Origin of the sequence: Actinospineispora acaciae DSM 45401 (genome assembly GCF_000620785.1) — a bacterium.
GTDB lineage: Bacteria > Actinomycetota > Actinomycetes > Mycobacteriales > Pseudonocardiaceae > Pseudonocardia > Pseudonocardia acaciae.
Map to the genome: position 1 here is coordinate 23,343 of NZ_JIAI01000003.1, position 25,989 is coordinate 49,331.

The 25,989-nt window shown below is 73.4% G+C and carries 26 protein-coding genes; 5 read left to right on the forward strand and 21 right to left on the reverse strand.

Features of this window, described 5'->3' with window-relative positions; translation table 11 throughout:
* Positions 1-112: 112 nt before the first annotated feature.
* The 10 genes from N912_RS0116905 to N912_RS0116950 are packed head-to-tail and all read right to left on the reverse strand — an operon-like array spanning position 113 to position 8,693.
* Entirely contained in the window at positions 113-646 is a 534-nt protein-coding gene (locus tag N912_RS0116905; protein WP_037065206.1) for an XRE family transcriptional regulator, read from the reverse strand.
* A 51-nt stretch (positions 647-697) separates the two neighbouring features.
* Entirely contained in the window at positions 698-1,723 is a 1,026-nt protein-coding gene (locus N912_RS0116910; protein WP_028923338.1) for an LLM class flavin-dependent oxidoreductase, read from the reverse strand.
* The gene (locus N912_RS52530) at positions 1,724-2,602 is read right to left on the reverse strand and encodes an ABC transporter permease (RefSeq protein ID WP_037065207.1); all 879 of its coding nucleotides are present in this window, start codon (positions 2,600-2,602) and stop codon (positions 1,724-1,726) included.
* Positions 2,599-3,630, reverse strand: a complete 1,032-nt coding sequence (locus N912_RS0116920) for an ABC transporter permease (RefSeq protein ID WP_245645316.1) — start codon at positions 3,628-3,630, stop codon at positions 2,599-2,601. The genes N912_RS52530 and N912_RS0116920 overlap by 4 nt, the downstream gene beginning before the upstream one ends.
* A complete protein-coding gene (locus tag N912_RS0116925; protein WP_028923340.1) occupies positions 3,603-3,995 on the reverse strand; it encodes a hypothetical protein in 393 nt (130 codons plus the stop codon). The genes N912_RS0116920 and N912_RS0116925 overlap by 28 nt, the downstream gene beginning before the upstream one ends.
* Before the next feature lies 1 nt (position 3,996).
* Entirely contained in the window at positions 3,997-5,583 is a 1,587-nt protein-coding gene (locus tag N912_RS0116930) for an ABC transporter substrate-binding protein (RefSeq protein WP_028923341.1), read from the reverse strand.
* Complete coding sequence (locus N912_RS0116935; RefSeq protein ID WP_028923342.1) at positions 5,577-6,536, reverse strand: ABC transporter ATP-binding protein; 960 nt, start codon at positions 6,534-6,536, stop codon at positions 5,577-5,579. The genes N912_RS0116930 and N912_RS0116935 overlap by 7 nt, the downstream gene beginning before the upstream one ends.
* Complete coding sequence (locus tag N912_RS0116940) at positions 6,529-7,524, reverse strand: ABC transporter ATP-binding protein (RefSeq protein ID WP_037065208.1); 996 nt, start codon at positions 7,522-7,524, stop codon at positions 6,529-6,531. Before N912_RS0116940 ends, N912_RS0116935 begins: the two co-directional genes overlap by 8 nt.
* Before the next feature lie 36 nt (positions 7,525-7,560).
* Positions 7,561-8,265, reverse strand: a complete 705-nt coding sequence (locus N912_RS52535) for a cupin domain-containing protein (RefSeq protein WP_037065209.1) — start codon at positions 8,263-8,265, stop codon at positions 7,561-7,563.
* Positions 8,262-8,693, reverse strand: coding sequence for an OsmC family peroxiredoxin (locus N912_RS0116950; RefSeq protein WP_169747896.1), 432 nt, complete (start codon positions 8,691-8,693; stop codon positions 8,262-8,264). Before N912_RS0116950 ends, N912_RS52535 begins: the two co-directional genes overlap by 4 nt.
* Before the next feature lie 186 nt (positions 8,694-8,879).
* Between N912_RS0116950 and N912_RS0116955 the strand changes: the two genes are divergently transcribed.
* Positions 8,880-9,974, forward strand: coding sequence for a PIN domain-containing protein (locus N912_RS0116955; protein WP_028923345.1), 1,095 nt, complete (start codon positions 8,880-8,882; stop codon positions 9,972-9,974).
* Here N912_RS0116955 and aztB read toward each other — a convergent pair.
* Positions 9,947-10,771, reverse strand: coding sequence for a zinc ABC transporter permease AztB (gene aztB, locus N912_RS52540; RefSeq protein ID WP_037065210.1), 825 nt, complete (start codon positions 10,769-10,771; stop codon positions 9,947-9,949). The genes N912_RS0116955 and aztB overlap by 28 nt on opposite strands.
* A 59-nt stretch (positions 10,772-10,830) precedes the next feature.
* Between aztB and N912_RS0116965 the strand changes: the two genes are divergently transcribed.
* The 3 genes from N912_RS0116965 to N912_RS0116975 are packed head-to-tail and all read left to right on the forward strand — an operon-like array spanning position 10,831 to position 13,789.
* A complete protein-coding gene (locus tag N912_RS0116965; RefSeq protein WP_211261282.1) occupies positions 10,831-11,547 on the forward strand; it encodes a metal ABC transporter ATP-binding protein in 717 nt (238 codons plus the stop codon).
* A gap of 34 nt (positions 11,548-11,581) precedes the next feature.
* On the forward strand, positions 11,582-12,502 hold the full coding sequence (locus tag N912_RS0116970) for a metal ABC transporter substrate-binding protein (RefSeq protein ID WP_028923347.1): 921 nt from the start codon (positions 11,582-11,584) through the stop codon (positions 12,500-12,502).
* A 15-nt stretch (positions 12,503-12,517) separates the two neighbouring features.
* Positions 12,518-13,789 carry a hypothetical protein gene (locus N912_RS0116975; RefSeq protein ID WP_028923348.1) on the forward strand — a complete coding sequence of 424 codons (1,272 nt, stop codon included), beginning with the start codon at positions 12,518-12,520 and terminating at the stop codon, positions 13,787-13,789.
* On the opposite strand, the gene N912_RS0116980 is transcribed toward N912_RS0116975, so the two are convergent.
* The 8 genes from N912_RS0116980 to N912_RS0117015 all read right to left on the reverse strand — a co-directional run bounded on the left by N912_RS0116980 (position 13,764) and on the right by N912_RS0117015 (position 22,936).
* Positions 13,764-14,723: an endonuclease/exonuclease/phosphatase family protein gene (locus N912_RS0116980; protein WP_028923349.1), complete on the reverse strand. Its 960-nt coding sequence runs from the start codon at positions 14,721-14,723 to the stop codon at positions 13,764-13,766. The two genes, N912_RS0116975 and N912_RS0116980, sit on opposite strands and share 26 nt — an antisense overlap.
* Positions 14,724-14,759: 36 nt before the next feature.
* Positions 14,760-16,073 carry an MFS transporter gene (locus N912_RS52545; protein WP_051580457.1) on the reverse strand — a complete coding sequence of 438 codons (1,314 nt, stop codon included), beginning with the start codon at positions 16,071-16,073 and terminating at the stop codon, positions 14,760-14,762.
* 103 nt (positions 16,074-16,176) lie between these two features.
* Positions 16,177-17,421 (reverse strand): M20 family metallo-hydrolase, encoded by a 1,245-nt coding sequence (locus N912_RS0116990; RefSeq protein WP_028923350.1) that lies wholly within the window; start codon positions 17,419-17,421, stop codon positions 16,177-16,179.
* Positions 17,418-18,503, reverse strand: coding sequence for an S-methyl thiohydantoin desulfurase domain-containing protein (locus N912_RS0116995; RefSeq protein WP_028923351.1), 1,086 nt, complete (start codon positions 18,501-18,503; stop codon positions 17,418-17,420). Before N912_RS0116995 ends, N912_RS0116990 begins: the two co-directional genes overlap by 4 nt.
* Positions 18,496-20,136, reverse strand: a complete 1,641-nt coding sequence (locus tag N912_RS0117000) for a urocanate hydratase (RefSeq protein WP_028923352.1) — start codon at positions 20,134-20,136, stop codon at positions 18,496-18,498. Before N912_RS0117000 ends, N912_RS0116995 begins: the two co-directional genes overlap by 8 nt.
* Positions 20,133-20,945 carry an IclR family transcriptional regulator gene (locus N912_RS0117005; protein WP_245645317.1) on the reverse strand — a complete coding sequence of 271 codons (813 nt, stop codon included), beginning with the start codon at positions 20,943-20,945 and terminating at the stop codon, positions 20,133-20,135. Before N912_RS0117005 ends, N912_RS0117000 begins: the two co-directional genes overlap by 4 nt.
* The gene (locus N912_RS0117010; RefSeq protein ID WP_051580339.1) at positions 20,942-22,309 is read right to left on the reverse strand and encodes a dihydroorotase; all 1,368 of its coding nucleotides are present in this window, start codon (positions 22,307-22,309) and stop codon (positions 20,942-20,944) included. The genes N912_RS0117005 and N912_RS0117010 overlap by 4 nt, the downstream gene beginning before the upstream one ends.
* Positions 22,310-22,420: 111 nt before the next feature.
* Positions 22,421-22,936 (reverse strand): MarR family winged helix-turn-helix transcriptional regulator, encoded by a 516-nt coding sequence (locus tag N912_RS0117015; RefSeq protein ID WP_028923355.1) that lies wholly within the window; start codon positions 22,934-22,936, stop codon positions 22,421-22,423.
* A 77-nt stretch (positions 22,937-23,013) separates the two neighbouring features.
* On the opposite strand from N912_RS0117015, the gene N912_RS0117020 reads away from it, so the two are divergent.
* Positions 23,014-23,517, forward strand: a complete 504-nt coding sequence (locus N912_RS0117020; RefSeq protein WP_051580340.1) for a cupin domain-containing protein — start codon at positions 23,014-23,016, stop codon at positions 23,515-23,517.
* A gap of 24 nt (positions 23,518-23,541) precedes the next feature.
* Here N912_RS0117020 and N912_RS0117025 read toward each other — a convergent pair whose 3' ends face one another.
* On the reverse strand, positions 23,542-24,150 hold the full coding sequence (locus N912_RS0117025; RefSeq protein WP_156993689.1) for an HdeD family acid-resistance protein: 609 nt from the start codon (positions 24,148-24,150) through the stop codon (positions 23,542-23,544).
* A gap of 89 nt (positions 24,151-24,239) precedes the next feature.
* Positions 24,240-25,988, reverse strand: coding sequence for an HAL/PAL/TAL family ammonia-lyase (locus N912_RS52550; protein ID WP_084210966.1), 1,749 nt, complete (start codon positions 25,986-25,988; stop codon positions 24,240-24,242).
* Position 25,989: the final 1 nt, after the last annotated feature.

Below are 25,989 nucleotides of genomic sequence, written 5' to 3' on the forward strand. Positions count from 1 at the left end.
CCCCGCGCGGGGCAAGGTCGTCCAGCCACACTGAGCGATCCACGACCACGGCGATCCAGTGTTACCAATCCCACAATGGCCAGCACGGGCCGCCGGCCGCGAAAGCCGTGCGCTAGTACCCCGGGGGCGCGACGGAGAGCAGGAAGCGGGTGGGTTCGTCCGTCTCGTTGAGGTAGCGGTGCGGCAGCAGCGAGTCGAAGCTGGCGCTGTCGCCGCGGTCGAGGTCGTAGCGCTCGCCGTCGACCTCGAGGACGAGCTGTCCGGCGAGCACCAGGACGCACTCGTCGGAGGGGTGGCTCCAGCCGGTCTCCGACGACACGGTGCCCGCGTCGAGCAGGCCTTCCAGCACCTCGATCTTGCCGGCGCCGGCGGAGACGCGCTGGTAGGTGATCTCGCCGTGCGGCGAGCGCAGCGCCGTCCTGCGGTCGCGGCGGACCACCGCGACCCGCTCCAGGTCGGTGTCCTGGAACAGGTTGAACACGGGGGTGTCCAGCACCCGCGCGATCCTGCGCAGCGTCTCCAGGCTCGGGTCGGTGATGCCGCGCTCGACCTGGCTGATCAGGCCGGGGGTGACCGAGGCGGCCTTGGCCAGGTCGGTCGCGGTCATGGCGCGCGCGGTGCGCAGCGCTCGAATCCGTTCGCCCATCACGGTGGGTGTTCTCCCTGCGTTCTCGTGCCGGTGCCAGCGCCGCCCGGGTCAGCGCAGCGCCGGCAGCACCTCGGAACCCAGCAGCCGGATCGCCGCCGCCGGGTCGGGGCCGAGCGGGCCGCCGATGCTGAGCTGGGTCACGCCGGCCGCGAGCAGCTCGCGCAGCCGGTCGGTGACCCGCGCCGGGGTGCCGACCACGGCCAGGCGCAGCATGTCATCGGTGACCAGCTTGGCGGCCGCGTCCACGCCGTCGGCGTCGAGGGCGGCGGTGACCGGCGCGAAGTCGTCCGGGCCGAGGCCGACGAGGGCGAGGTCGTGCTCCGACAGGTACGGGCCGAAGAACGCGATGGTCGGGCGGATCAGGTCGCCGGCCACCCGGGGGTCGTCGGCGACGGAGACCCAGACGCAGCCGGCGATGTCCACCTCGGACGGGTCGCGGCCGGCCGCCTTCGCCCCGGCGTGCACCCAGCTCACCACCTCGGGGGCCGTCTGCGGCGGGAACAGGATCGGCAGCACGCCGTCGCCGTAGCCGCCGGCGGCGGTCAGGAAGTCGCGTCCGTACGCGGTGACGTACAGCGGTATCCGTGGCCGCTGCGGGGTGAAGCCGAGCGCGCAGTTCGGGTCCCAGCTGAACGCCCGCCCCGAGACAGACCGACCGTCGGTCTGTCTCCGGGAGGTGGGGATCGGCGAGCCCGCGAGCAGCGCGCGGACCAGACCGATCGCCTCCCGGGTCCGGGCCGGGATCGCGGACCCGTCGAGCCCGAGCTTCGGCACCATGGCATCGGTGTGCGACCCGATCCCGGCCACCGCCCGCCCGGACGACAGCAGGTCCAGCGTGCCCAGGTACGCGGCGATCTCGGACGGGTCGATCGTGCTCGGGTTCATGCCCAGCGCGCCGACCTCGATCCGCGAGGTGCGCTGCGCGACGGCCGTGCACAGCGCCCAGGTGTGCAGCATGAACGGGTCGCTGGCGAACCAGACCTGGTCGAACCCGGCCTCCTCCGCCGTCACCCCCAGCTCCACCAGCTCGCCGGGCCCACCCACGAACTGCGTCAGTCGAATGCTTGCGATCACCTAGGTGCGCACCTTTCCGGTCCGGTCGGGAGAAAGAGAAAGCCTGTCCTGGACGGCGTCGCCGAGGATCGTGAACGCGAGCACCACGACCGCGATGGCCAGCCCGGGGAACAGCGAGTACCACCAGGCGTCGAGCATGAAGCCAAGGCCGTCGCTGGTCATCACGCCCCACTCCGGGGTCGGCGGGCGCGCGCCGAGGCCGAGGAACCCGAGCCCGGCGCCGGCCAGGATCACGAACCCGACGTCCAGCGTGGCCAGCCCCACCACCGGCCCGGCCGCGTTGGGCAGCACGTGCCGGGCCAGGATCCGCGCGGTCGGCACGCCGAGCACGACCGCGGAGTCCACGTAGGCCATCCGCCGCACCGAGACCACCTGCCCGCGCATCAACCGCGCGTAGGACGGCCACCACACCGCGGCCAGCGCGATCGTGGTGTTCACCAGGCTGGGCTGCAACGCGACCACGACCACCATGGGCAGCAGGATGTAGGGCACCGAGAGGAACACGTCGGTGACCCGCATGATGAGCTCGTCCACCCACCCGCCGCGATATCCGGCGACCAATCCGAGCAGGCCGCCCACGACAACGGAGAAAACGACAACGGACACGCCGATCGACAACGAGATACCGGCGCCGTGAATGACGCGGCTGAGCAGGTCGCGCCCGTTGTTGTCGGTGCCGAGCGGATGCGGCAAAGACGGTGCGGAAAGGCTCACGCTCAGGTCGATCGCGTTCGGGTCATAGGGCGCCAGCGCCCCCGGAACAATGGCGGCCACTATCGTCAGGAACAACACGATGACGGCGAACACGGTGGACGCCGGCCAGGCGGCGAACGACACCCGGCGCCGCAGCCTCAGCGGCACCGCCGGCGCGGCCGTCACGAGAACCTGATCTTCGGGTCGAGCGCCGCGTACAGCACGTCCACCAGCAGGTTCACCAGGATGAACGCCACCGTCGCCACCAGCGTCACCCCCATCACCGAGTTGTAGTCCAGCACGGTGATCGACTCGTACGCGTACCGCCCGACCCCCGGCCACTTGAAGATCTTCTCCACCAGTACCGAACCGCCGAGCAGGTACCCGAACGCCAACCCGGTGATCGTCACGACCGGCAGCAGCGCATTGCGCAATGCATGCACGTACACCACCCGGAACTCGGGGACGCCCTTCGCCCGAGCGGTCGCGATGTACGGCTCGGACAACGCCTCCAGGATCGACGCCCGAGTCGTCCTGGTGACCCGAGCCAGCGTCGGCAACGCCAGCGTGACGGACGGCAGCACCAAATGCCACAGAACGTCGAGAAACTCGTAGACGTCACCACGCAGCAATGCGTCCAGTGAGGCGAACCCGGTGATCGGCGCACCGCCGCCGGACAGGCTGGTCTGGCCCTCGCTGGGCAGCCACCCGAGGTGGGCGTAGAACACCACCACGAACAGGATGCCGGCCCAGAACACCGGCACCGCCACCCCGCCCAGGCTGAGCAGCCGCCCCAGGTGGTCGACCGGCCCGCCGGGCCGGGTGGCGGCCAGCACGCCCAGCGGGACGCCCACGACCAGCGCGATCACCAGCGACGCCACCGTCAGCTCGATGGTCGCGGGCAGCGCGTCGAGCAGGTTGGACAGCACCGGCCGCTGGTTGGTCAGCGAGTCGCCCAGGTCGCCTCGGGCCAGCCGCTCCAGGTACAGCCCGAACTGCACCGGCAGCGGACGGTTCAGCCCGTACTGCTCGCGGATGCGCGCCACCGCGTCCTCGCTGGCGTTGAGCCCGGCCAGCACCCGCGCGGCGTCGCCGGGCACCAGGTGCGTGAGCAGGAACGTGAGCACGGCGACGGCGAGCACCAGCGGCACCGCCAGCGCGGCCCGCCGCGCCACGTGACGGCCCACTACCGCCTCGGCTGTCCCGGAAGCCACAGCCCGCGCTCCAGCGGCTCCAGGTAGCTCAGCGTGACGTTGTCCAGGTACGGCTCGTACGGGTCCACCTTCTTGTACTCGGCGTACGGCCCCGACCAGTCCTTGCGGCGCTCCTTGTACGCGCGGCGCTCGTCCTCGGAGTGGTACTCGAACAGCATGGTGTAGCGGCCGGTCGGGTTGCGGGTGGCGGCGTCCACCTCGTGGTAGTACGACGCCGAGCGCCACTCCGGAAACAGCTCGTCCCGCCGGTTCGCCACCCAACGGAACCAGGTCCGCATCCCCTCGTGGTACTCCGCCGGGTCCACCCCGTCGCGGATGTTCCACGACTCCACCTCGACGATGGCCGGCACGTCTTTCTCTGTCATGTCATCCCTTCTCCACGGCGAACAGGTCGGCACGGGACAGCGAGTTCTCCCGGAAGTTGCGGACGGCCTTGCGCACCGCCCGGCGGTTCACGTCCTGGTAGAGCGGCAGCCACGGGGCGTCCCGGCTGATCTGGGCGGACGCGGCGAGCCAGTCGGCGGCCTGCGCCTTCGGGTCGGACGAGGCGCGCGCGGCGTCCAGCAGCGCATCCACCCGCGGGTTGGCGTAGTGCGCGAGGTTGCCCTCCACCGACCGGGTCGCCCGGCCGTGCAGCTTGCCGTAGAGCAGCGCGTCCGGGCTGGAGTAGTCCAGCGAGGACTTCCAGGAGAAGAACGGCAGCTCGCCCTTGCCGGCCTTGTCGATGATCGTGGTCAGCGGCAGCTCGCCGATCGAGCACTCGATGCCGGCGTCCTTCAGGTTGCCCTGCATGACCTCGGCGATCTGTTTGAGCGTGCCGTAGCCGGGCACGTAGGTGCTGTCGATCTTCAGCCCGTCCGGGTGGCCGGCCTGCGCGAGCAGCGCCCTGGCCTTCGCCACGTCCCGCTTGTAGACGGCGATGTCCGCGCTGTCGTCGTACCCGTCCAGCAGGGACCCAGGGATCGGCCCGCGCAGCGCCACGCCGCCGCTCTTGACCACCCTGGCCATGATCGCGTCGTGGTCGATCGCGTAGCAGATGGCCTGGCGCACCCGCACGTCGTTCAGCGGCGGCCGCTCGGTCTGGAACACCCAGTACGTGGTGCCCAGCTGCGGGGTGTCCCGGACGGTGACGTTCGCGTCCTGCTCCAGCCGTTCGATCAGGTTGACCGGCAGGTTGCCGAGCACGTCCAGGTCGCCGCGCTGCATCTGCAGCACGGCGGTGGACGGCTCCACCGGCGAGCTCAGCACCACGCCGCCGAGCTTGGGCCGCCCGCGCCAGTGCCCGGCGGAGGCCTTCAGCTCGATCGCCTGGTTCGGGGTCCAGCGGACCAGCTCGAACGCGCCGCTGCCGGCGGCGTTGCGGGCGAACCAGCCGGCCGCGGTCGGGTCGGCCTGGGTGCGCTTGGCCGCGACCACGGCGGGGTTGACCACCGCGCCCACCGAGTCCAGCGCGAGCACCCGCAGGAACGGCGAGAACGGCGCGTCCAGCGTGATCGTCACCGTGCCCGGGTCGGTGGCCACGATGTTGGCCGGCTTGACGCGGTCGGTGAGCAGGTAGCTCGCGCCCTGGCCGACCTCCATGGTCCGGCGCAGCGACGCGACCACCGCGTTCGCGTCCAGCGCGGTGCCGTCGGAGAACCGCGCGCCCGAGCGCAGGTGCAGGGTGTAGCCGACGCCGTCCGGGCTGACCGACCAGCGCTCCGCCAGCCCCGCCACGACGTCCTTGCCGTCGTCGGTCAGCTCCAGCAGCCGGTCGTAGACGTTGCGGATCACCATGCCGGAGTTGGACTCGCCGCTGGTGGCCGGGTCGATGCCCTTGGGCTCGGCGGACAGCGCGAACGTGAGCTTGCCGTTCGAACCGCCGCCGGCCCCGGGTCTGGCGCCGCAGGCGGCCAGCGAGGCGAGGACGGCGGCTCCCCCGGCCGCGGTGAGCAGGCTCCGACGGTTCAGCACGATGATCCCTCCATTGGGAACAGGCAGGCCGCCGCGTGTCCGGGGGCCGTGTCGACCAGGTCGGGCAGCCGCGCGCCGCAGTCCGGTTGGGCGCGCGGGCAGCGCGGGCGGAAGTGGCAGCCGGCCGGCGGGTCCAGCGGGCTGGGCGCCTCGCCGTCCAGGCGGGCCAGCGGTCCGGGCGTCAGGCTCGGCACCGCCGCCAGCAGCGCCCGGGTGTACGGGTGCGCGGGCGCGCCGAAGACGTCCCGGTCGGGCCCCAGCTCGACGATGCGCCCGAGGTACATCACCGCCACCCGGTCCGCGACCTGCCTGATCACCGCCAGGTCGTGGCTGATGAACAGGTACGCGATGCCCAGCTCGGCGCGCAGCCGGCGCAGCAGCGCGATGATCTGCGCCTGCACCGAGACGTCCAGCGCGGACGTCGGCTCGTCGCAGATCAGCACCTCCGGGCGGGGCGCCAGCGCCCTGGCGATCGCGACCCGCTGCCGCTGCCCGCCGGAGAGCTGACGGGGGTGGTGCGACGCCAGCGCCGGCTCCAGCCCGACCAGCTCCAGCAGCTCGCCGACGGCGGCCCGCACCGAGCCCGAACCCGCCGGCAGTCCGTGCACCCGGAACGCCTCGCCGACCAGCTCGCCCACGCTCATCCGAGGGTTGAGCGAGCCGAACGGGTCCTGGAACACCATCTGGATGCGCCCGCGCAGCGCCCTTCGCCGGCGTTCCGGCAGCGCGGCCAGATCCGCGCCGTCCAGCAGCACCCGCCCCGACGTCGGCCGTTCCAGGCACACCAGCGTCCTGGCCAGCGTGGACTTGCCGCAGCCGGACTCGCCGACCAGCCCGAGCGTCTCCCCCCGCGCCAGCTCGAAGCTCACGTCCCGCACCGCGTGCACCACGCCCGCGCCGCGCACCGGGTAGCGCTTGACGATGCGCTCGGCTTGTAGAAGAGGCTCAGACACCGGCCACCGCCTCCGCGTGGTGGCAGGCCACCACCGAGCCCTCCGGCAGCTCCCTGGGCTCCGGTACCACCGACCGGCACAGCTCGTCGGCGAACCGGCAACGCGGCGCGAACGCGCACCCCTCGGGCAGCGCGGCGGGATCCGGCGGCGCGCCGGGGATGGAGCCGAGGTCCTCCACCCGGCGCTCCAGCACGGGCACCGACTCCAGCAGCGCGATCGTGTACGGATGCCTCGGCGCCCGGTAGAGCCGCTCCAGCGGGCCGGTCTCCACCACCTGCCCCGCGTACATCACCACCCCCCGGGACGCGACCTGCGCGGCCACCGCCAGGTCATGGGTGATCAGCAGCAGCGCGCTGTCGTTCTCGTCGAGCAGCTCACGCAGCAGGTCGAGGATCTGCGCCTGCACGGTGACGTCCAGCGCGGTGGTCGGCTCGTCGGCGAGCAGCACCTCCGGACCCAGCGCCACGGCCATCGCGATGGCCACCCGCTGGCGCATCCCGCCGGAGAGCTGGTGCGGATACTGCCGCGCCCGCCGCCGCGCGTCCGGGATGCCCACCTTCGCGATCAGCTCGACGGCCCGCTCGCGCGCCGCCTTCTTCGCCGTGCCGGTGTGCACCCGGAACATCTCGGCGATCTGGTCGCCCACCGGGAAGGACGGGTTGAGCGCGGTCTGCGCGTCCTGGAAGACCATCGCCAGCGTGCTGCCGCACAGCGCGCGCCGGCGCGCGGCCGGCAGCGCGAGCAGGTCCTCGCCCCGGTAGGAGATCCGGCCGGTGACCTCGGTGCCCGGTTCGAGCAGGTCCATCACCGCGCGGGCGGTGGCCGTCTTGCCGCAGCCGGACTCGCCCAGCACCGCGACCGTCTCGCCCGGCGCCAGCGAGAACGACACGCCCCGCACCGCCGGCACCTCGCGGGCGCCTCGGAAGGTCACGCGCAGGTCCTCGACGTCGAGCAAGACGTCGAGCAACGAGGTGTTCGGCCGCTCCATCGAGGCCTCCCGGGTTCGCGGGACTTGCGGGGAACGTCAGACCGGGATGGCCTGCGACGGGCTGCCGGCCGGCACGAACACGCCGAGCAGCCGGAGGAACTCGTCGCCCGGGTCCAGGTTCTCCACCAGGTGGTGCACGCCCGCGGGCAGGTAGAAGCACGAGCCGGGGCCGATCGGGGACACCGCGCCGGCGATCTCCACCTGCCCGGCGCCGGACAAGACGAAGATCATCTCGCTGTACGGGTGGTAGTGCATCGGCGTGCGGATCGGCGGGATGTAGCCGACGAACTGGGTGACGCCCGAACACCCGGACTCCGGGTCGAACAGCGTCTGGAACTCCCGGTTGCTCACCGCGTCCTGCTTGACCCGCTCGGCCAGGTCGATGCTCGCGCGCGCCCGCCCGCACGGCACGTCCGGCGCGTGGTCGGCGGACACGGACGCGAGCACCAGCTCGTCGTCGGCGCTCAGCTCGTACTCCTGCTCGCCGCCGACCAGCACCGCCAGCTCCGGGCGCAGCGGCTGCTCCACCCCGTCGCGGTGCAGCGTCCCCTCCCCGGACACCACGAACAGCGTCTCCAGCCGGTTGGTACCGGGCGAACGCGGCTTCGAGCGGCCACCGTGCACCCGGTACACGGCCTGCCGCAGCCCGGTGGTGTCGTCGCGGTGCGTCTCGTGGACGGAGACCGTGTCCCCGTCCGCCCGTACCCCCTCCCGCGCGCCGTAGTGCACGACCTCGCTCATTGCTTGACCTCGACGGACAGCGTCACGTCGGCGTTGTAGAGCAGCCTCACCGGGCAGGTGCGCTCGGCGCGCTCGGCCATCTCGCGCACGGTGGCCTCCGCCGCCCCCGGCACCCGCGCCACGCAGGACAGCTCCACCGTCGGAATGCGGAACCCCTCGTCGGTCTGCACCAGGTGCACCACCGCGCTGGCGTCCACCGACTCGGCGGGCGTGCCGTTCTCCTCGGCCAGGTTCGCCAGCGACATCGCGAAGCACCCGGCCAGCGCGGAGCCCAGCAGCTCCTCCGGGTTCGTCGCCGGCTCCTCGCCGACCCTGCTGTGCAGGCTGAACGGCAACGACGGCCCCCGCCGCCCGAGATCGAGCGTCCCGCTCCCACTGGACACCGGCCCGTGCCAGCTCGCCCGCGACGTCTTCCGAAGATGCACCACCCATACCCCCTTTAGTGTGACTAAAAGCATTAACCACCCCCACGGCCACGTCAAGGGGCGCCGCACACCGGTTCTGGCCGCCGCGCACAGGCCCGGACATGTGTGCGGCGCCCACACGGTGTGTGCCGCCGAATCGGTGGGCGGGGGCGACGTAGGGTTCGGGGGACCGGTGGGGGGAGCACGGCAATGGCCAATGACGACGAGCGGATCGCGCTGTTGCTCGACTACGAGAACCTCGCCATCGGGGCGCGCGACGGGCTGGGGGTCTCGCCGTTCGACTTCGGGCCGGTGGCGGACGCGCTGGCCGAGCGCGGGCGGGTGGTGGTGCGGCGGGCCTACGCGGACTGGTCGGCGTTCGGTGACGACCGGCGGCTGCTGGCCAGGGCACAGGTCGAGCTGATCGAGATCCCGCAGCGCATCGGCGGGTCGCGCAAGAACGCCGCCGACATCAAGCTCGCCGTGGACGCCATCGAGCTGGCCTACGAGCGCGGCTTCGTCACCACGTTCGCGATCGGCACCGGCGACTCCGACTTCACCCCGCTGGTGCACAAGCTGCGCGAGCTGGACAAGCGGGTGATCGGAATCGGCGTGCAGTCCTCCACCTCGGCGCTGCTCCCGCCGGCCTGCGACGAGTTCCTGTTCTACGACAGGCTGCCCGGTGTCGAGCCGACCCAGGCCCCCCGGCGCGGCAAGGGACGGTCACGCCAGCCCTCGGCCACGCCTCCCCCGGCGCCAACCCCCGAACCCGCCGAGGCCGTCGACAAGGCCGACGAACCCGTCGTCACCACCGAGGACCGCGATGTCGGCGCGCTGGTGGCGAGCACGCTCACCGGCCTGCTGCGCCACGCCGACGGCCCAGTGCTGGCGTCCCGGCTGAAACGGGCGATCCTGCGCAAGGACCCCACCTTCGACGAGGCCGACCAGGGTTTCCGCGGGTTCGGCGAGCTGCTGCGGCACCTGGAGAGCCAGCGCGTGGTGCAGCTGCGCGAGGGGTCGGCGCAGGGCGATCCGGAGGTGAGCTTCCCCGAGGACGAGTCGGCCGACCACGACGCGTTCCGACTGCTCGTCGACGTCGTCGGCGACCTGCAGGCCGCCGGCGGGCCGCCGCAGCTCAGCGGGCTGAAGAACCAGCTGCGCAAGCGCGTGCCCGGGTTCAGCGAGAAGCGGTACGGCTTCAACAGCTTCCTGTCGTTCGCCAAGGCCGCCCGCGCCCGCGACCTGCTCGCGATGGAATGGGACGACGACGCCGGCGACTACCTGCTGCGGGTGCCGGTGAGCTGACGCACGGCCAGCACCAGGAAGAACATGGCCACCGAGGCGGCCGCCATGGTGGCCCCGGCGGCGGTGCCGGCGTGGAAGCTGACCAGCAGGCCCAGCCAGACCGCCAGGCAGCCGAGCGCGGCGGCCAGCGCCATCATCGGCACCACCCGGCGCACCAGCAGCGCGGCGGTGGCCGGCGGCGCGACCAGCAGGCCGAACACCAGCAGCGTGCCCACCACCTGGTAGCTCACGGTGATCACCATGGCGATCAGCGCGAGCTGCACGCCGTGGGTGAGCCGGGGCGCGAGCCCGAGCAGCCGCGCCCGCTCCTCGTCGAACGCCAGCACCAGGAACGGCCGGTAGCCCAGCGCGACCACCGCCAGCGCGACCACCGCCGCCACCGCCGCGGCCACCAGGTCGGCGGGGCCGACGCCGAGCGGGTCGCCGAACAGGAAGTCGGTCAGGTTGACCGCGAACGAGTCCATGCCCGAGACCAGCACCACCCCGAGCGCCAGCATGCCGACCAGCAGCAGCGCGATCCCCACGTCCCGGCTGAACCGGGTGCCCCGGTGCACCGCGTCGATGCCGGCCACCATGGCCACCGCCCCCACCGCGGCGCCGAGCGCGAGCGGCACCCCGAGCAGCGCGGCCGCCGCCAGCCCGGGCAACACCCCGTGCGAGAGCGCCTCGCCCATCAGCGTCAGCCCGCGCAGCACCACCCAGGTCCCGACCAGCGCGCCCATCACCGCCGTGAGCACCCCCGCCAGCAGCGCCCGCTGCATGAACGCGATCGCGAACGGCTCGAACCACGCCTCCACGGCACCCCCCTCGATAATTGCACATGCAAATGACAACCATACTCAATAAGCTGGCCAACGTGAGCGACTCAGTGGTGGCCGAGCGGGTGTCCGTGCACTACGGGCGGCACCGGGCGCTGGCGGGGGTGTCCTGCCGGTTCCCCGAGGGCGAGGTGACGGTGCTGCTCGGGCCGAACGGTTCGGGCAAGTCCTCGCTGCTGGGCGCGATCGCCGGGCTGGTGCCGCACTCCGGGCAACTCACCGTGCTCGGCCGGCCGGCGGGGCGCGGCCCGGTGCGGGTGGCGGTGGTGCCGCAGGCGGCCAGGTTCAACGACGCGGTGGCGCTGTCCGTGCGGGCGGTGGCGCGGATGGGCCGCTACGCCGAGCGCGGGGCGTTGCGGCGGCTGCGCCCGGTGGACCACGAGATCGTTGACGAGGCGCTGGACCGGCTGGAGCTCGGACCGCTGGCCGACCAGCCGGTGCGCGAGCTGTCCGGTGGCCAGCGCCAGCGGGTGCTCATCGCCCAGGCGCTGGCCCAGCGCGCGCCCGTACTCATCCTGGACGAGGCCACCCGGGGCCTGGACCGGGAGTCCCGGCGACGGCTGGCCGAGGTGGTGGCGGCCGAGCGGGCGGACGGGCGCACGATCCTGCTGGCCAGCCACGACCGGGCCGACCTCGAGCTGGCCGACCACGCCGTGCTGCTGGACGGCCGCCTGGTCGCGCAGGGCCGGCCGGCGGATGTGACGGACGACGCGCTGCGCGCCCGGGCCTTTGTTGCACATTCTGAGCAACAGTAGTGACAATGATTGTCGTTTTCGTTAGATTGCCTGCGTGAGGATCCGTGCGCTGTGCGTGACGTTGTTGGTGCTCCTGCTGACGGCATGCGGCGGCGCCGGCGGCTCCGGCCCTACGAGCCGACCCGAGGTGGCGGTGAGCTTCCCGGTGGTGGCGGACGTGGTGGCCAACGTCGCCGGCGACCGGGTGGGCGTGTGGTCGATCGTCCCGCCCGGCGGCGACCCGCACACCTACCGGGCGTCGGCCGCGCAGATCGAGCGGATGACCCGGAGCAGGGGCCTGGTCCTGGTCGGCGGGCACCTGGAGCGGTTCGTCGAGACCGGCGGCTGGCGGCGGGCGGCCCGGGAGTCCGGCATCACGCCGCTGACCTACGCCGAGAAGATCGAGACGATCAAGATCGACAAGGTGATCGACCACGGTGACCACGTGCACGACCTGCGCGAGGGCGACCCGCACTTCTGGCTGGACCCGCACAAGGTCATCGAGGCGCTGCCGGCCACCGTGGAGTACCTCAGCTCGATCGACCCCGCCGGGGCCGCGGCGTTCGCGCGCAACGCCGCCGCCTACCGCGCCGAGCTGGAGCGGCTCGCCGCCGACTACGAGACGGGCCTGGCCGCGATCCCGCCCGCCAGGCGCAAGCTGATCGTCTTCCACGACGCGTACACCTACTTCGCCCGCCGCTACTCCTTCGAGGTGCTCGGCTACGTCGTCAAGGCGCCCGGGCAGGAGCCGTCGGCCGCCGACGTCGAGGAGCTGCGCCGGTTGATCACCGACGCCGGGGTGCGGGTGGTGTTCCGCGAGCCGCAGTTCAACGCGCGCGTGCTGGAGCTGCTGGCGGCCGAGCAGCGGGTCGGCGTCGAGGTGCTGCTCACCGACGCGTTCACCGCCGAGGCGGACACCTACCTCGAACTGATGCGCCACAACCTGGCCAGCCTCGTCCGGGGCCTGACCCGCTGATCGAAAGGAACGCGCATGCGCCCTGCCACCCCTGCCCTGCTCGCGGCCGTGCTCGCGAGCGTGCTGGCCGGTTGCGCCACCCCGACCGCCGCCCCGGCGCCGGCCCCGCCGTACACCCCGCCGACCGTGTCCGAACAGGCCCAGGAGCGCGGCGGCACCCCCGTCGAGCGCCCGGCACCCAGGCTGCTGGTCGCGGACGGCGCCGCCGGCCGCAGCACCCTGCTCGACCTGGGCAGCGGGTCCGCGCTGGCCACCTTCGAGCACGGCGCCGCGCCGACGCTGCACGCCAGCCCGAACGGCCGCTTCGGGCTGGCGGTGCAGGGCAGGGCGAACCGGGTGGAGGTGGTCGACGGCGGTGCCTGGACGACCACCGGCGGGCGGCACTTCGTCGCGCCGCCGAAGAAGCTGGACCTGGCCCTGCACGGCGCGAAGCCCTCGCACGTGGTGGACCACGACGGCCGGATCGCCGCGTTCTTCGACGACGACGGCACGGCGCAGGCGTTCGACGCGGCGGCCCTCCCGGACGGGCCGCTGCGCCCTGTCACCATCCCCAGCCCCGGCCCGCACCACGGCGTCGCGCTCCCGTTCGGGCCGAACTACCTGGTCACGCTGCCCGCGCCCAGCCGCGACGAGCTCCCGGTGGGGGTGGCCCTGCACGACCCGAACGGCACCGTGCTGGCCGAGAACCGGGAGTGCCCCGAGCTGCACGGCGAGGCCTCGCTGGGCGGCACCGCGCTGCTGGCCTGCGGGGACGGCATCATGCTGGTCACCCCGACCGGCGCCGGCGCCACCTTCGAGAAGGTCGCCTACCCCGCCGGCCCGCTCGGCCCGGACGGTGACCGCCGCACCTTCACCCTGCTCGTCGACGAGCCCCGCCACGCCGTCCTCGGCAAGCTCACCACCGGAACCGAGCTGGTGCGCCTGGACGTCGCCGCCAGGACGATGACCGCCGTCCCGCTGCCCGCCGGCAACTCCGCGCTGGAACTCGCGGGCGGCGCCGTGCTCGCCGTGACCCAGGACGGCATGATCCACAAGCTCGATCCCGCCACCGGCACGGTGACCGCCCGTACCAAGGTCGCCGAGCCGTTCACCGCCGAGGGCGAGTTCAGCGTGCCCCGCCCGAAGCTCGCGGTCGGCGGCAACCGGGTGTTCGTCAGCGACCCGGCGCGCGGCCTGGTCACCGAGCTGGCCGCCGACTCGCTGGCCGTGACCCGCACCCTGCCGGTGGGCGGCAGGCCGACGAACATGGTGGTGCTCGGCGCTACCGGGGCAGGCGCAGGCGGGTGAGGACGGCGCGGTGGTCGCTGCCGGGGATGTCCCAGACCGAGGTCGCCTCGGCGCCGATGCCCCCGCTGGCCAGCACGTGGTCGATCTGCACGCCCACCGCCCTGGGCGCGGACGCCGGCCAGGTGCCGACCAGCCCGTCGCCGGTGCGCTCGGCGGCGTCGACGCAACCGGCCGCGGCGGAACGGAACGGCGAGTGGTCGAGGGTCGCGTTGAAGTCGCCGGCCACCACGACCGGGGCCGGGCCGGCGCACCAGGCGCGCAGCCTGCCCAGGTCGGACAGCCACTGGCCGACCGCGCCCCGCACCGGCGCGATGGAGTGGAAGGTCACGAACCGCAGGCCGTCCAACCGGCCGCCGCGCAGCTCCAGCGAGGGGAAGTGGGTGGCGGCGTCCACCGTGGCGTCCAGCTCACCGAGCTCCACCCGGGCCAGCGCGGTGACGCCGGCGATGTCCGGGCGGTCCGGGCCGGTGGAGCCGTAGGCCCGGTAGCCGAGCGGGCGCACCAGCGGCTCCAGGCGTGCCCGGTACGCGGCGCCGACCTCGGTCAGCGCGACCAGGTCGGGCCGCTCCCGCGCGATCAGCTCGGCCAGCCGCTCCACCGAGCCGGACCCGTTCAGCAGGTTGGCCGTGAGCACCGTGAGCCCCCGGCCACCGCCCGGCGGGTTGGCCACCAGCCGGGGCGCCAGGGTCAGCCCACCGGCCAGCACCACGGCGAGCAGCCCGGCCACGAACGGCCACACTTTCCGGGTGCGCGCCAGCACGAGCGCGAGCAGCGCCAGCACGACCAGCGCGCCGGCGAGCGCGACCGGGCGGAACGCCACGAGCTGGGCGAACGGCGTACGGCGGTCCAGGCCGCCGAGTTGGTCGGGCAGCACGAACGCGGCGGCCACCAGCGTGAACAGCGCGGCGGCGGCGAGCCGGAGGAACGGAGCCATGTTCGTCCCGACCCCACCGGGGGCGCGGCGGTTGGGTCAGTCCCCGGCCTGCACGGCCTCGATGCGGCGGAACAGCGCGGGCACGGCGGCCAGGCAGGCGACCGAGCCGACGGCCACCCACAGCGCCGGGGCGTAGACGGTCAGCCGCACAGTGGCCCAGGTCATCAGCGCCGGGGTGAAACCGGCGAAGAAGATCGCGGCGACGTTGTAGCTCAGCGCCATGCCGGTGGAGCGCACCGCGACCGGGAACGCCATCGGCAGGGTGGCCGGGGCGACGCCGACGAACACCGACACCGTCGCGCTGAGCAGCACCTGCACCACCAGCAGCACCGGCGTGGACGGCTGGGCGTGCAGCCAGAGCAGCCCCAGCATCGGCACCACCAGCAACGCCACCGAGCCGGCCACCACGATCGGCTTGGCACCGATGTGGTCGGCGAGCCGCCCGAACGCCAGGCAGCCGATCACCAGCACCACGTTGCCGACCACGGTGGCCAGGAAGGACTGCTGCGCGGTGAACCCGAGCCCGACCGAGGGCGCCCGCAGGTACGTCGGCAGGTAGATCACGAACGCGTAGACCGACACCGTCCACAGCACCGAGAACAGAAACCCGAGCACCAGCGTGCCGGGGTGCTCGGCGAACAGCCGGCGCAGCGGTCCGGTGTCGTCGCGGCGACGGGCCCGCTCGCGCTCGAACACCTCGGGCTCGGGCAGCTTGCGCCGGGTGTACAGCCCGACCGGGATGATCAGCAGTCCCAGGACGAACGGGATGCGCCAGGCCCAGTCGGACACCGTGGCCTCGTCGAACGCCGTGGTGATGGCCAGCCCGACGATCGCGGACATCAGGTTCGAGATGCCCATCGACGCCTGCAGCCAGGCGGCGTAGCGGGCGCGGCGCTCCGGCGGCGCGTGCTCGATCATGAACGCGGCCGCGCCGCCGATCTCGCCGCCGGCCGAGAAGCCCTGCAGCAGCCGCCCGATCAGCAGCAGGATCGGCGCGCCGATGCCGATGAACACGTACGGCGGGGTGGCCGCGAGGATCAGCGTGCCGGCGCCCATCGTCGCGATGGACAGCACCAGCGCGGCCTTGCGGCCGATCCGGTCCCCGTACATGCCGATCACCACGGCGCCCAGTGGCCGGGCGATGAACCCGGCGCCGAACACCACGAACGTGCTGAGCAGCGCGGACGTGGCGTCGCCCTGCCGGAAGAAGTTCTGCGCCACGTAGCTGGCGAAGAACGCGTAGACGGAGAAGTCGTACCACTCCATCGCGTTCCCGAACGACGCCGCCGCGATCGACCGCCCCGCGATCCGCCGCCCCCCGGTCACCGTCCCGCTCACGCTCGCACTCACGACCGCCCCTCCCCCGGCCGCACACAGCTTGTTGCCGCCGCACACATGTTGTGGCGTGTGTGCGGCGCCCACACGGTGTGTGCCGAAATGGGGGTGGTCGGGGTCACGGGCTGTCCATTCTGAGCAGGGTGGCGGCCAGCAGGTGGGCGCCTCGGGCTATGTCGGCGGGGGCCGTCAGCTCCTCGGGGCAGTGGCTGCGGCCGGCCACCGAGGGGACGAAGATCATGCCCATCGGGCCGAGGGTGGCCAGGTGCGCGGCGTCGTGGCCGGCCCCGGACGGCACCGCCTTCCACGGCAGGCCCAGGTCGTCGGCGGCCTCGGTGATCCGGTCGCGGACGGCCTCGGTGGTCGGCACCGGGTCCTGGTCGGTCAGCCATTCGACGTCGATGTCGACGCCCCGCGCACGTGCTTCCGAGGCGATCTCGTCGACGATCTGGCGGCGCGCGCCGTGCAGCCAGGAGCCGTCCACGCTGCGGATCTCCGCCCACAGCCGGGCCTGGTCGGTGATCACGCCCATGGAGCCGGGGCCGGATTGGATGTGCCCGGACGTCGCCACGCCGTGCACCGGGGCACCGCAGCCGACGCGTTCCACGGTGAGCACGGCGGCGGCGGCCGAGACCAGCGCGTCGTGCCGGTCGGCCATCGGTGTGGTGCCGGCGTGCCCGGAGCGGCCGGCGAACGTCACCAGCAGCCGGTCGATGCCGGCGATCGCGGTCACCACGCCGATGTCGTGGCCCGAGCGTTCCAGCAGCGGCCCCTGCTCGATGTGCAGCTCGACGTATCCGTGCACGTCTGAAGCGCGCCACGGCCGGCCCAGGGCCGCCGACGGGTCCAGCCCGAAGCGCTCCATGGCGGTGCCCAGCGCGAGCCCGTCGCCGTCCGTGCGGTCCAGGTGCTCCGGGCGCAGCACCCCGGCGACCGCCCGCGAGCCCATGCAGGAGATGCCGAACTCGTTGGCCTCCTCGCCGAGGAAGTCCACCACCAGCAGGTCGTGCTCCAGCTCGGTGCCGGTCTCGCGCAGCCGCCGCGCCACCTCGATCCCGGCCAGCACCCCGACCACGCCGTCGAACCGCCCGCCGGACGGGACGGTGTCCGTGTGCGACCCGGTGACCAGCGCGGGCCCGGAACGCCGCCGGCCCGGCAGCCGGCCGACGATGTTGCCGGCGTCGTCGATCACCGGGTTCAGCCCGGCCTCGGCCATCGCCGCGCGCACCCACTCCCGGGACGCCCGGTACGGCTCGGAGAACACCTCCCGGCTCCAGCCCGGCCGGCCGGAGTCGTGGAACGCCGACAGCTCGTCGATCTGCCCTTGCAGCCGCCCGGCATCCGGGGCCAACGCGTCGATCATGCGGTGCCCCTTGACGGGAGGTAGCGCAGGAACTCCATGCCCATCAGCTCCTCGCACTCGCCCACCGCCACCGGGTCGACGGCGGACGAGGACAGCGGCAGCTTGGTGGCGTCGGCGGCCACGAGCACGACCGGCATGCCCGGCTCGGCGTGCTCCACCGCGAGCGGCAGCCCGTCCTCGGCGCGCAGGATGGCGATCGTGTCCGGGTAGCTGGCCACCCGCTCGCCGCCGGCGTCGACGGCCATGAACTCGTTGAGGTACGGCACGGTGTGCTCGCCGATGCGGAACGTGCCGTGGTCGAACCCGCCGTGCGTGTCCAGCCCCACCTCGTGCGCCAGCCCGCCGGTGGCCAACACCCGGGCGCCGATGGTGGCGCACACCGCCTCCACCACGGCCTCCCCGCCGTCCGGGGCCGCCGCCTCCATGGCCGCGCCGAGGTCCAGCGCGAGCGAGATCGCGCCGACCGCCGCGTGCTCGCGCACCCAGGACAGCTCGACCGGGTTGCGCGCGGCCGCGATGAACCCGCCGGTCCGCACCGAGATGTCGCGCAGCACGTCGTCGCAGGTCTGCACGCTGCCCTGGTTCACAGACGAGAAGTGCCCGTGCAGCGCGCGGTTGCCGCCGCTGACCACCTGCGTGGAGACGTACCCCTCGCGGGAGGTCAGGCCCATCGAGCCGAGCTTGCCGGTCGGGTGCGCGCGCACGTCGCCCGCCGCGTCCAGGACGCGAACGCCGAGGACGGCGGACTGCATCCAGCCGTTCAGCGAGGTGGAGTAGCCGTTCTGCGCGGTCATCACCGCCGCGATCGGGTGCTCGCACACGTCGATCAGCTTCTGCAGCGCGTGCACGTAGTCGACCGGCTGGATCTCCCAGTTCTCGGCGGCCGGGGCGCCGATGGCGGTCACCGTGGCCACCCAGGAGTCCGCCGGCAGCTCGTCCACCGACGCCAGCACCGGGCGGCCCACCGAGGTGGCCAGCGAGCCCATCAGCTCGCCGTGCCGGCGCCAGCCGCCGCCACCGCAGGCGAACACCCCGCCGCCGAGCACCGCCCGGCGGGCGTCGTCGCTGGTCAGTTCACGCATCGCGGTACTCCTCGGTGTTGATCGAGATCACGTCCGAACCGGGCGCGTCGACCGCCTCGGCCGCCTCGGGGTAGCCGGCGGTGGCATGGCGGAGCACGCCAAGCCCGGAGTCCAGGTCGAGCGCGAGCTGGAGCCGGCCGGCGGCGGCCGGGGTGCCGTCGGCCACCACCGACACCCCGGCGGACTGCATCCAGCCCGCGTACCCGCCGCCGCCGGAGTGCACGGCCACCAGGTCCGCCCCGCCGGCGGACAACAGCATCGCGTCCAGCAGCGGCCAGTCGGTGACGCCGTCGGAGCCGTCCTTCATGCCCTCGGTGCCGATCTTGGGGTGCGTCATGCCGGCGGAGTCCAGGTGGTCGCGGCTGAACAACACCGGCCCGCACCGGCCGGCGCGCACCTCGTCGTTCACCGCCACCGCCAGCCGGGACCGCTCGCCGTGCCCCAGCCAGCAGGACCGCGCGGGCAGCCCCTGCGGCGGGATCCGCTCGCGCGCCAGCTTGATCCACTCGGCAACCTCGGGCCGCTCCGGGAACAGCGTGGCGGCCAGCCCGTCCACCACCGCCAGGTCGTCCTCGTCCCCGGACACCGCGACCCACCGGAACGGCCCGATCCCCCGGCAGAACAACGGCCGCAGGTACGCCTCCATGAACCCGGGGATCTCGAAGGCCCTCGGGTGCGACGCCTGCACGCGCAGGTTGTTGCCGTTCTCGAACACCACCGAACCGGCGTCGGCGAGCGCGAGCATGGCCTCCACCTGGCGCGACATGCTCTCCCGGGCGCGCCGCTCCACCTCGGCCGGGTCACGTTCGCGCAGCTCGTGCCAGCCGGCCAGGTCCAGGCCCTCGGGCAGGTAGCCGTAGCGGGCGTCGTGGGCGGCGGTCTGGTCGGTGACCAGGTCCGGGACGTCGAACCCCGGCGCCTGGGCGCGCGCCGCGATGTCGGTGAACACGGTGGCCGCGTTGCCGCGCAGCGCCACCGCCCGGGCGGCTCCAGACCGCACCAGCGTGAGCGCCTCGTCCAGGTCGCCCGCCACCGCGTCCAGCCCGCCGGCGTCCCGCAACTTGTCGATCTTGGCGGGGTCGGCCTCCACGACCAGCGTGCTCAGCCCGAGCATCCCGGCGCTGATCGGCTGCGCCGAGCCCATCCCGCCCAGCCCGGCGGTCAGCACCCACCGCCCCTCCCCTGGCTGGCCGGCGAGTGCCGCCCTGAACAGCTCGTACGTACCGGCCAGCACGCCCTGGCGGCCGATGTACTGCCAGGCCGCCGCGGTGAGCCCGCCCCAGATGGTCTGCCCGTCGCGCATCCGCTGGTAGAAGCGTTCCTCGGTGGCCCACCGCCCGACCGTGTTGTTCACCGCCGAGACCACCATCGGCGCGTTGGCATGCGTCCGCAGCACGCCGACCGGCCGCCCGGTCTGCAGCACCAGCGTCTGGTCCTCCTCCAGCTCGCGCAGCGCGGCGACGATCGCGCGGTACGACGGCCAGTCCCTGGCGGCCTTGCCGAGCGAGGCGTAGACCACCAGGTCCTCCGGCCGCTCGCCGACCTCCAGCACGTTCTCCAACATCCGCAGCAGCGCCTCGGCCCGCCAGCTCCGGCACCGCCGCTCGCTCCCCCGCAACGCCCGCACAGTCATGTGCCCACCCCGTTCGACTCCCCCGGCTCCGGCGGCGTCCACGCGATCGACGGCGCCTTCGGCAGCCGCGCGACCAGCTCGCCGGCCGCGTGCCGCAGCAGCTCCAGGGCGCCGGCGGTGTCGGCCAGGTCGCGGTCGGTGCCGATCAGCGACAGCGCGCACAGGCACGAGCCCGCGACCATCACCGGCACCCCGACCGCCGTCATGCCGGGCGTCAGCCACCCCCGCGACACGTGATAGCCCTGCTCGCGGATGACGACCAGCTCGGCGCGCAGCGCGGCGGCGTCCGGGGTGGCGGCGGTGAACCTGTGCAGCCGCGCGCCGAGCACCTGGCGGCGCACCGGCCCCGGCGCCATGGCCAGCAGCGGCGTGGCGCTGGCGCCGGCGTAGAGCGCGAGCACCTCGCCGGGGTGGTACGCCACGCTGCCCGAGCCGCTGTGCCGGGTGTCCAGGCACAGCGCGGCGGTGTGCACCCGCACGGTCAGCGCGCACCCCAGCCCGGACCGCTCACGCAGCCGCCCGAGCACCGGCCGCGCCAGGTCGACCAGGTGCTCCGAGCCGGCCACCGACGGGTCGGCCAGCCGCCGGCTGGGCAGCAGCTGCCCGCCCACGTCGACGACGAAGCCGGCGTTCTTGAGCAGCCGGACGTACCGGTAGACGGTGGAGGACGGGATGTCCAGGCCGGCGATGATGCCGGCCGCGTCGACCTGCCCATGATCCTGGATGTACGCCAGGATCTGCAGCCCGCGATCGAGCGAGGACAGCTCGCCCGCGCGCCGGCCGTGACCCGCCTCCACCGCCACGATCACCCCCGGGACACCTGCTCGCCGTGACCGGGGGCCCCGACCAGGCCTTTCTCCGCGCTCCAGACGACGCTACCCCGGGACATGGTCATCGTGACCCGAGCGCCGGGGGCGTATCCCTCGTACGGGCTCCAGCCCGCGTTGGAGTGCAGCGCGCCGGCGTCGACCCGCCAGTCCTCGGTCGGGGCGAGCACCATCAGGTCCGCGTCGTGCCCCGGCTCCAGGCGGCCCTTGCGGTGGCCGATGCCATAGCGGTCCGCCGGGTTGGCGGTCAGCGCGTCGATGGCCCGCCCGAACGCCTCGCCCGGCCCGAACCGGCGCAGGCAGCCGCCGAGCGCGGTGGCCACCAGCGTCTCGGTGCCCGGCGTCCCGGAGTGGTTGTCCAGGATCGCGGCGTGGTCCTTGAGCTCGAGCGGCCACGGCGCGTGGTCGGACGCGATCACCGTGGCCAGCCCGGTGCCGACGGCCCGCCACATCGCCTCCCGGTCGGCCTCGCCGCGCAGCGGTGGGTTGATCTTCAACCGACCGTCCGCCATGTCCGCCTCGGTGAACAGCAGGTAGTGCGGGCAGGTCTCGAACGTCACGTCCACGCCCTGGCCGCGGTACCAGGCGACCAGGTCGGCGGACCGGCCCAGCGAGAGGTGGCACAGGTGCAGCGCGTTGCCCCGGTCGGCGGCGATCTCCATGGCGGTGAGCAGCCCGAGCGTCTCCGACACCGGCGGGCGGGTCCGCCCGTGCACGCCCGGGTCGGTGCTGGCCCGGTTCGCCGGGTCGGCCAGCAGCGCCTTGATGATCTCGTTGTTCTCCGCGTGCGCGCACAGCGTCGAGCCGGCCTCGCCGACCGCGGCCATCACGTCCAGCAGCTCGGCGTCGTCGATCCTCGGGAACCGGAACGGGTCGGTGTCGAACAGCGACACCTTGAACCCGACCACCCCGGCGTCCACCAGCTCGCCGGCCCGCCGCCAGCCGCCGCCGGGCTCGCAGGTGCCCAACACGGCGACGTCCACCACCGCCTCTGTGGCGATGCGATCCTGCTTGGCCGCCAGCCGGTCGCGGTTGTTGATCGGCCCGTCCGCGTCGAACGGCATCTCCACCACGGTGGTCACCCCGCCGGCCGCCGCCGCCGACGTCGACGCCCGCAACCCCTCCCCGCCGTGCGAGTACGAATGCACGTGCGCGTCCACCGCGCCCGGCAGCACATACGCGTCACCGACATCAATGACCTCCGCCGGCCCCGCATACGGCGAATCCCCCGCCACCACCTCGGTGACCACCCCGCCGCCGACGTGCACCCGCCCGCGCCCGAACCCCCCGTCCGGCGCCCGCAGCACGCCCGCGATCACCGTCTCCGTCCGCTCCTCGCCTCGCATAGCCGCACGCTAAGAACCGCCCCCGCCCCGGTCCCATACGATTCCCGCAGATCGGGAACTCCCAGCTCACGCCCCGTGAGTGGCTAGGGTCGCTATGGCGGCCCTAGCCACTCACGGGTTCTGACCTGCGTCAACGTCGTGCTCGGCGGTGTGCAGCAGCGTCCGCAGGGAGCGCTCCAGCGCGGCACGGTCGTCGTCGGCCAGGTCGGAGACCAGGCGGTTGAGGTTCGCGGCGTGTTCGACCAGAACGGCGTCGATCAGGCGGCGGCCCTCGTCGGTCAGCTCGACGCGGACGCTGCGCCGGTCGGCGGGGTCCAGGCGCCGGCGCACCAGGCCGGCCCCCTCCAGCCGGTCCAGCCGCTTGGTCATCCCCGAGCGGGACATCAGCAGCGAGTCGGCCAGCTCGGAGGGGATCACCGCGTACGGCGGGCCGGATCGGCGCAGCGCGGTGACCACGTCGAACTCCCCGGCGCCCAGCCCGTACCGCTCCGACCACCGCCGCGCCACCGCACCGAGCACCAGCGACAGCCGCATGATCCGCCCGACCACCCCGATCGCGCTCAGGTCCAGGTCCGGCCGCTCCCGCCGCCACTGCTCGACGATCACATCCACCGCATCCCGCTCCACCCCGCCATCCTATTCGCTGGCAGATAATTCTCTAGCGAACTATCCTCAAGCGAACCAACCCCGACGAGGAGGCCACCATGTCCCTGATCCAGCCCGACAGCCCGTCCGCCACCCTGGTCCGCGCCGACCAGGCCGAGGTGCTCGGCGGCGGCCCGAGCACGATCACGCTGCTCGCCGACGGCCGCGACACCGGCGGGGTGATCAGCGCGAACCGCTCACGCCTGGCACCCGGCACCGACGGCCCGCCGCCGCACTACCACTCCGGCTCGGCCGAGATCTTCTTCGTGCTCGAAGGCTCGCTGCAGGCGCTGGCCGGCGACCGCGTCCTCACCCTGGACGCCGGCGACTTCCTGGTCGTCCCGGCCTACCTGCCGCACGCGTTCGGCACCCCCGAGGGGGCCGGCGCCGACGTGCTCATCACGTTCGCCCCCGGCATGCGGGACCGGTTCGACTACTTCCGCCTCGGCGAGCGCGTGATGAAAGGCCAGGCCAGCCCGCGGGAGATCCTGGACAACCAGGACCGCTTCGACAACCACTTCCTGGACAGCCCCACGTGGCGGCGCGCCCGCACCAACCCGTGAGTGGTTGGCGTTGCTATGACAACGCTAACCACTCACGGGCTCTGACCTGGACAAACGGCGGAGCTGGAAGGCGGCGGCGAGCTGCATGATGCCGAAGATGAGCAGCCAGATGCCGACGACCAGGGCCAGGACCAGCGCGGAGACCTCCGGGAGGGCGAGCAGGAGCACGCCGGCGACGATGCCGAGCACGCCGCTGGCCACCACCCAGCCGCGGCCGGGCATCCCGGAATGGTCGATCGCCACGAACAGCTGGGTGATGCCGTCGATGACCCAGTAGATGCCCAGGATCAGCCCCAGCGCCAGCACCGTGATCATCAGGTGCCGCAGCGCGTACACGCCGACGATCAGCCCGAGCAGGCCGAGGATCGCCAGCAGCGCGCGGGTGCCGCCGCTGGCGTCGTCGAAGGCGATCGCGCCGACCAGCCGGAACACCCCGCCGACCACGAGCTGGGCGCCGAAGATCACCGCCAGGATGAGCAGCGTCGGCCCCGGCCAGACCAGCGCCAGGATCCCGGCCACCAGCGACACCGCCCCGAAGAAGGCGGCCCACCCCCACGAACGGCCGAGCCGGACCAGCATCTCTCGCGCGTCGGGGCCGGCGGCAGCGGCACCCTCGCCCACAACATGGCTCACGGCGACCTCCCGGGGATCGACGACCAGGCCAGCGTGCTACCGCCCGCGCAGCGCCCACAAGCCCAGGTCACGCGGCCGTGGACGAAGCGTCACTCCGACGGGGAGCGCAGCGGCCGCACCAGGTGGCCGATCCGGCCGCCCCGGACCAGGGTGGTCATCCGTTCGACGTCGTCGGTCATGTAGCGGTCGTCACCGAGCGGGTCGATCACCGAGCGGACCAGGGCGTGCACCCGCGCGGACCGCCGGCCGAGCGCGAGCCCGGACATGCGGCCGGCGATCAGGTCGACGCCCTGCGCGCTCATCAGCGTCAGCACCGCCAGCACGATGTCCAGGCGCTCGACGTTGGACACCAGGTTGCGGACCGAGGCCATGGCCATCGTGTTGTGGTCCTCCTGGCCGCCCTTGACCGGGAAGGACAGCGAGCTGACCGGGGTGGCGCGGGCGTGCATCTCCGGGATCAGCGACGCGGCCACCGCGTGCACCAGCGTCATGCCGGAGTTCAGGCCGATCTTGCCGCCGGACAGGCTGGGCGGCAGGCCGTAGCTCCACAGCTCGTTGGCCAGCCGCCCGGACAGGTCCTTGGCCAGCACCGCGAGGTCGGCGGTCTGGACGTTCAGCGAGTGCGCGGAGTGGCCGAGCACGGAGCAGTCCCAGTTCCCGCCCATCACGAACTCGTACCCGCCACGTCCGTTCAGGACCAGCGGGTTGGAGTTGGACGCGTTCGCCTCCCAGACCAGGAACCGCCGCGCCTCGTCCAGGGTGTGCAGGGCGCTGGCCACCTTGTGCGGGGTGCTGCGCACGGACGTGGAGTCCTGCACGCGCTCGCGCAGCTCGCCCAGCCGCGCCCGGCCGGCCGCGGTCATCCACTCGCTGTCGCCGACCAGGCTCAGGATCCGCTCGTTGGCCACCACCTCCTGCGGGATGCGCCGCTCGGTGTGCAGCCGGGGGTCGAACGCCTGCGGCTGCGCCCTGGTGGCCTCGCAGAACAGCGCGAACGCGCCCAGGAACGTGTCCACCTGGTACTCCACCCGGCGCACGGCGGCGGCGTAGCAGGCGGACACCACCCCGCTGCCGCTGATCAGCGCCAGCGCCTCGCCGGCGTGCAGCTCGAACCGCTCCGGCAGCCCGGCCCGGCGCAGCGCCTCGTCCGCCCAGGTCACGCCCGATCGGTCCGCGGCGGGGACCCGCTCGCCGATCAGCATCAGCCCGGCGGCGGCCATCGGCTGCAGGTCGCCGGTGCCCAGCGAGCCGATCTCCGGCATCAGCGGCACGATGCCCGAGTTGATCACCGCGAGCATCCGGTCCACGACCGCCGGGCGCACCCCGGCGGTGCCCCTGGCCAGCGCGTTCGCCCGCAGCACCAGCGCCAGCCTTGCGATCGGCGGGGACAGGTAGCCGCCCACCCCGGCGGCGTGCGAGCGCAGGATGTTGACCTGGAACTGGAGCTGGTCGCCGTCTTCGAGCGCGCGGTCCTTGAGCGGGCCGAGCGCCTGGTTCCAGCCGTACACCCGGTGGCCCTCGGCGAGCGCGGCCAGCGCCCCGGCCCTGGACTCGTTCATGAGCGAGCGGGCGCCGTCGGACAGCGTGATCGTCACCGACTCGGCCTCCAGGACGGCCACCAGGTCGGCCCAGGCCAGCGAGTCGCCGTCCAGGGTGAGCACCACGTGGCGGCGGGCGCCGGCCTGGGGCGGCGGGAACAGCGAGGGGCCGTCGGTCAGGGCCAGCGACGCCACGCCGGTGTCGGGCGGGTCGACGGTGTCCGGCGCGGGGGCGCGCAGCTTCTCCGGCAACGGCGCGCGGCGGACCCCTCGGGCACCCGGCGGATGCCTGCTGACCATG

Bases quoted from the DNA above. Each gene is read 5' to 3' on its own strand.
- N912_RS0116905 (WP_037065206.1), bottom strand. From the start codon at position 646: ATGGGCGAACGGATTCGAGCGCTGCGCACCGCGCGCGCCATGACCGCG.
- N912_RS0116925 (WP_028923340.1), bottom strand. From the start codon at position 3,995: ATGACAGAGAAAGACGTGCCGGCCATCGTCGAGGTGGAGTCGTGGAAC.
- N912_RS0116940 (WP_037065208.1), bottom strand. From the start codon at position 7,524: ATGGAGCGGCCGAACACCTCGTTGCTCGACGTCTTGCTCGACGTCGAG.
- N912_RS52535 (WP_037065209.1), bottom strand. From the start codon at position 8,265: ATGAGCGAGGTCGTGCACTACGGCGCGCGGGAGGGGGTACGGGCGGAC.
- N912_RS0116955 (WP_028923345.1), top strand. From the start codon at position 8,880: ATGGCCAATGACGACGAGCGGATCGCGCTGTTGCTCGACTACGAGAAC.
- N912_RS0116975 (WP_028923348.1), top strand. From the start codon at position 12,518: ATGCGCCCTGCCACCCCTGCCCTGCTCGCGGCCGTGCTCGCGAGCGTG.
- N912_RS0116980 (WP_028923349.1), bottom strand. From the start codon at position 14,723: ATGGCTCCGTTCCTCCGGCTCGCCGCCGCCGCGCTGTTCACGCTGGTG.
- N912_RS0116990 (WP_028923350.1), bottom strand. From the start codon at position 17,421: ATGATCGACGCGTTGGCCCCGGATGCCGGGCGGCTGCAAGGGCAGATC.
- N912_RS0116995 (WP_028923351.1), bottom strand. From the start codon at position 18,503: ATGCGTGAACTGACCAGCGACGACGCCCGCCGGGCGGTGCTCGGCGGC.
- N912_RS0117000 (WP_028923352.1), bottom strand. From the start codon at position 20,136: ATGACTGTGCGGGCGTTGCGGGGGAGCGAGCGGCGGTGCCGGAGCTGG.
- N912_RS0117010 (WP_051580339.1), bottom strand. From the start codon at position 22,309: ATGCGAGGCGAGGAGCGGACGGAGACGGTGATCGCGGGCGTGCTGCGG.
- N912_RS0117020 (WP_051580340.1), top strand. From the start codon at position 23,014: ATGTCCCTGATCCAGCCCGACAGCCCGTCCGCCACCCTGGTCCGCGCC.
- N912_RS52550 (WP_084210966.1), bottom strand. From the start codon at position 25,988: ATGGTCAGCAGGCATCCGCCGGGTGCCCGAGGGGTCCGCCGCGCGCCG.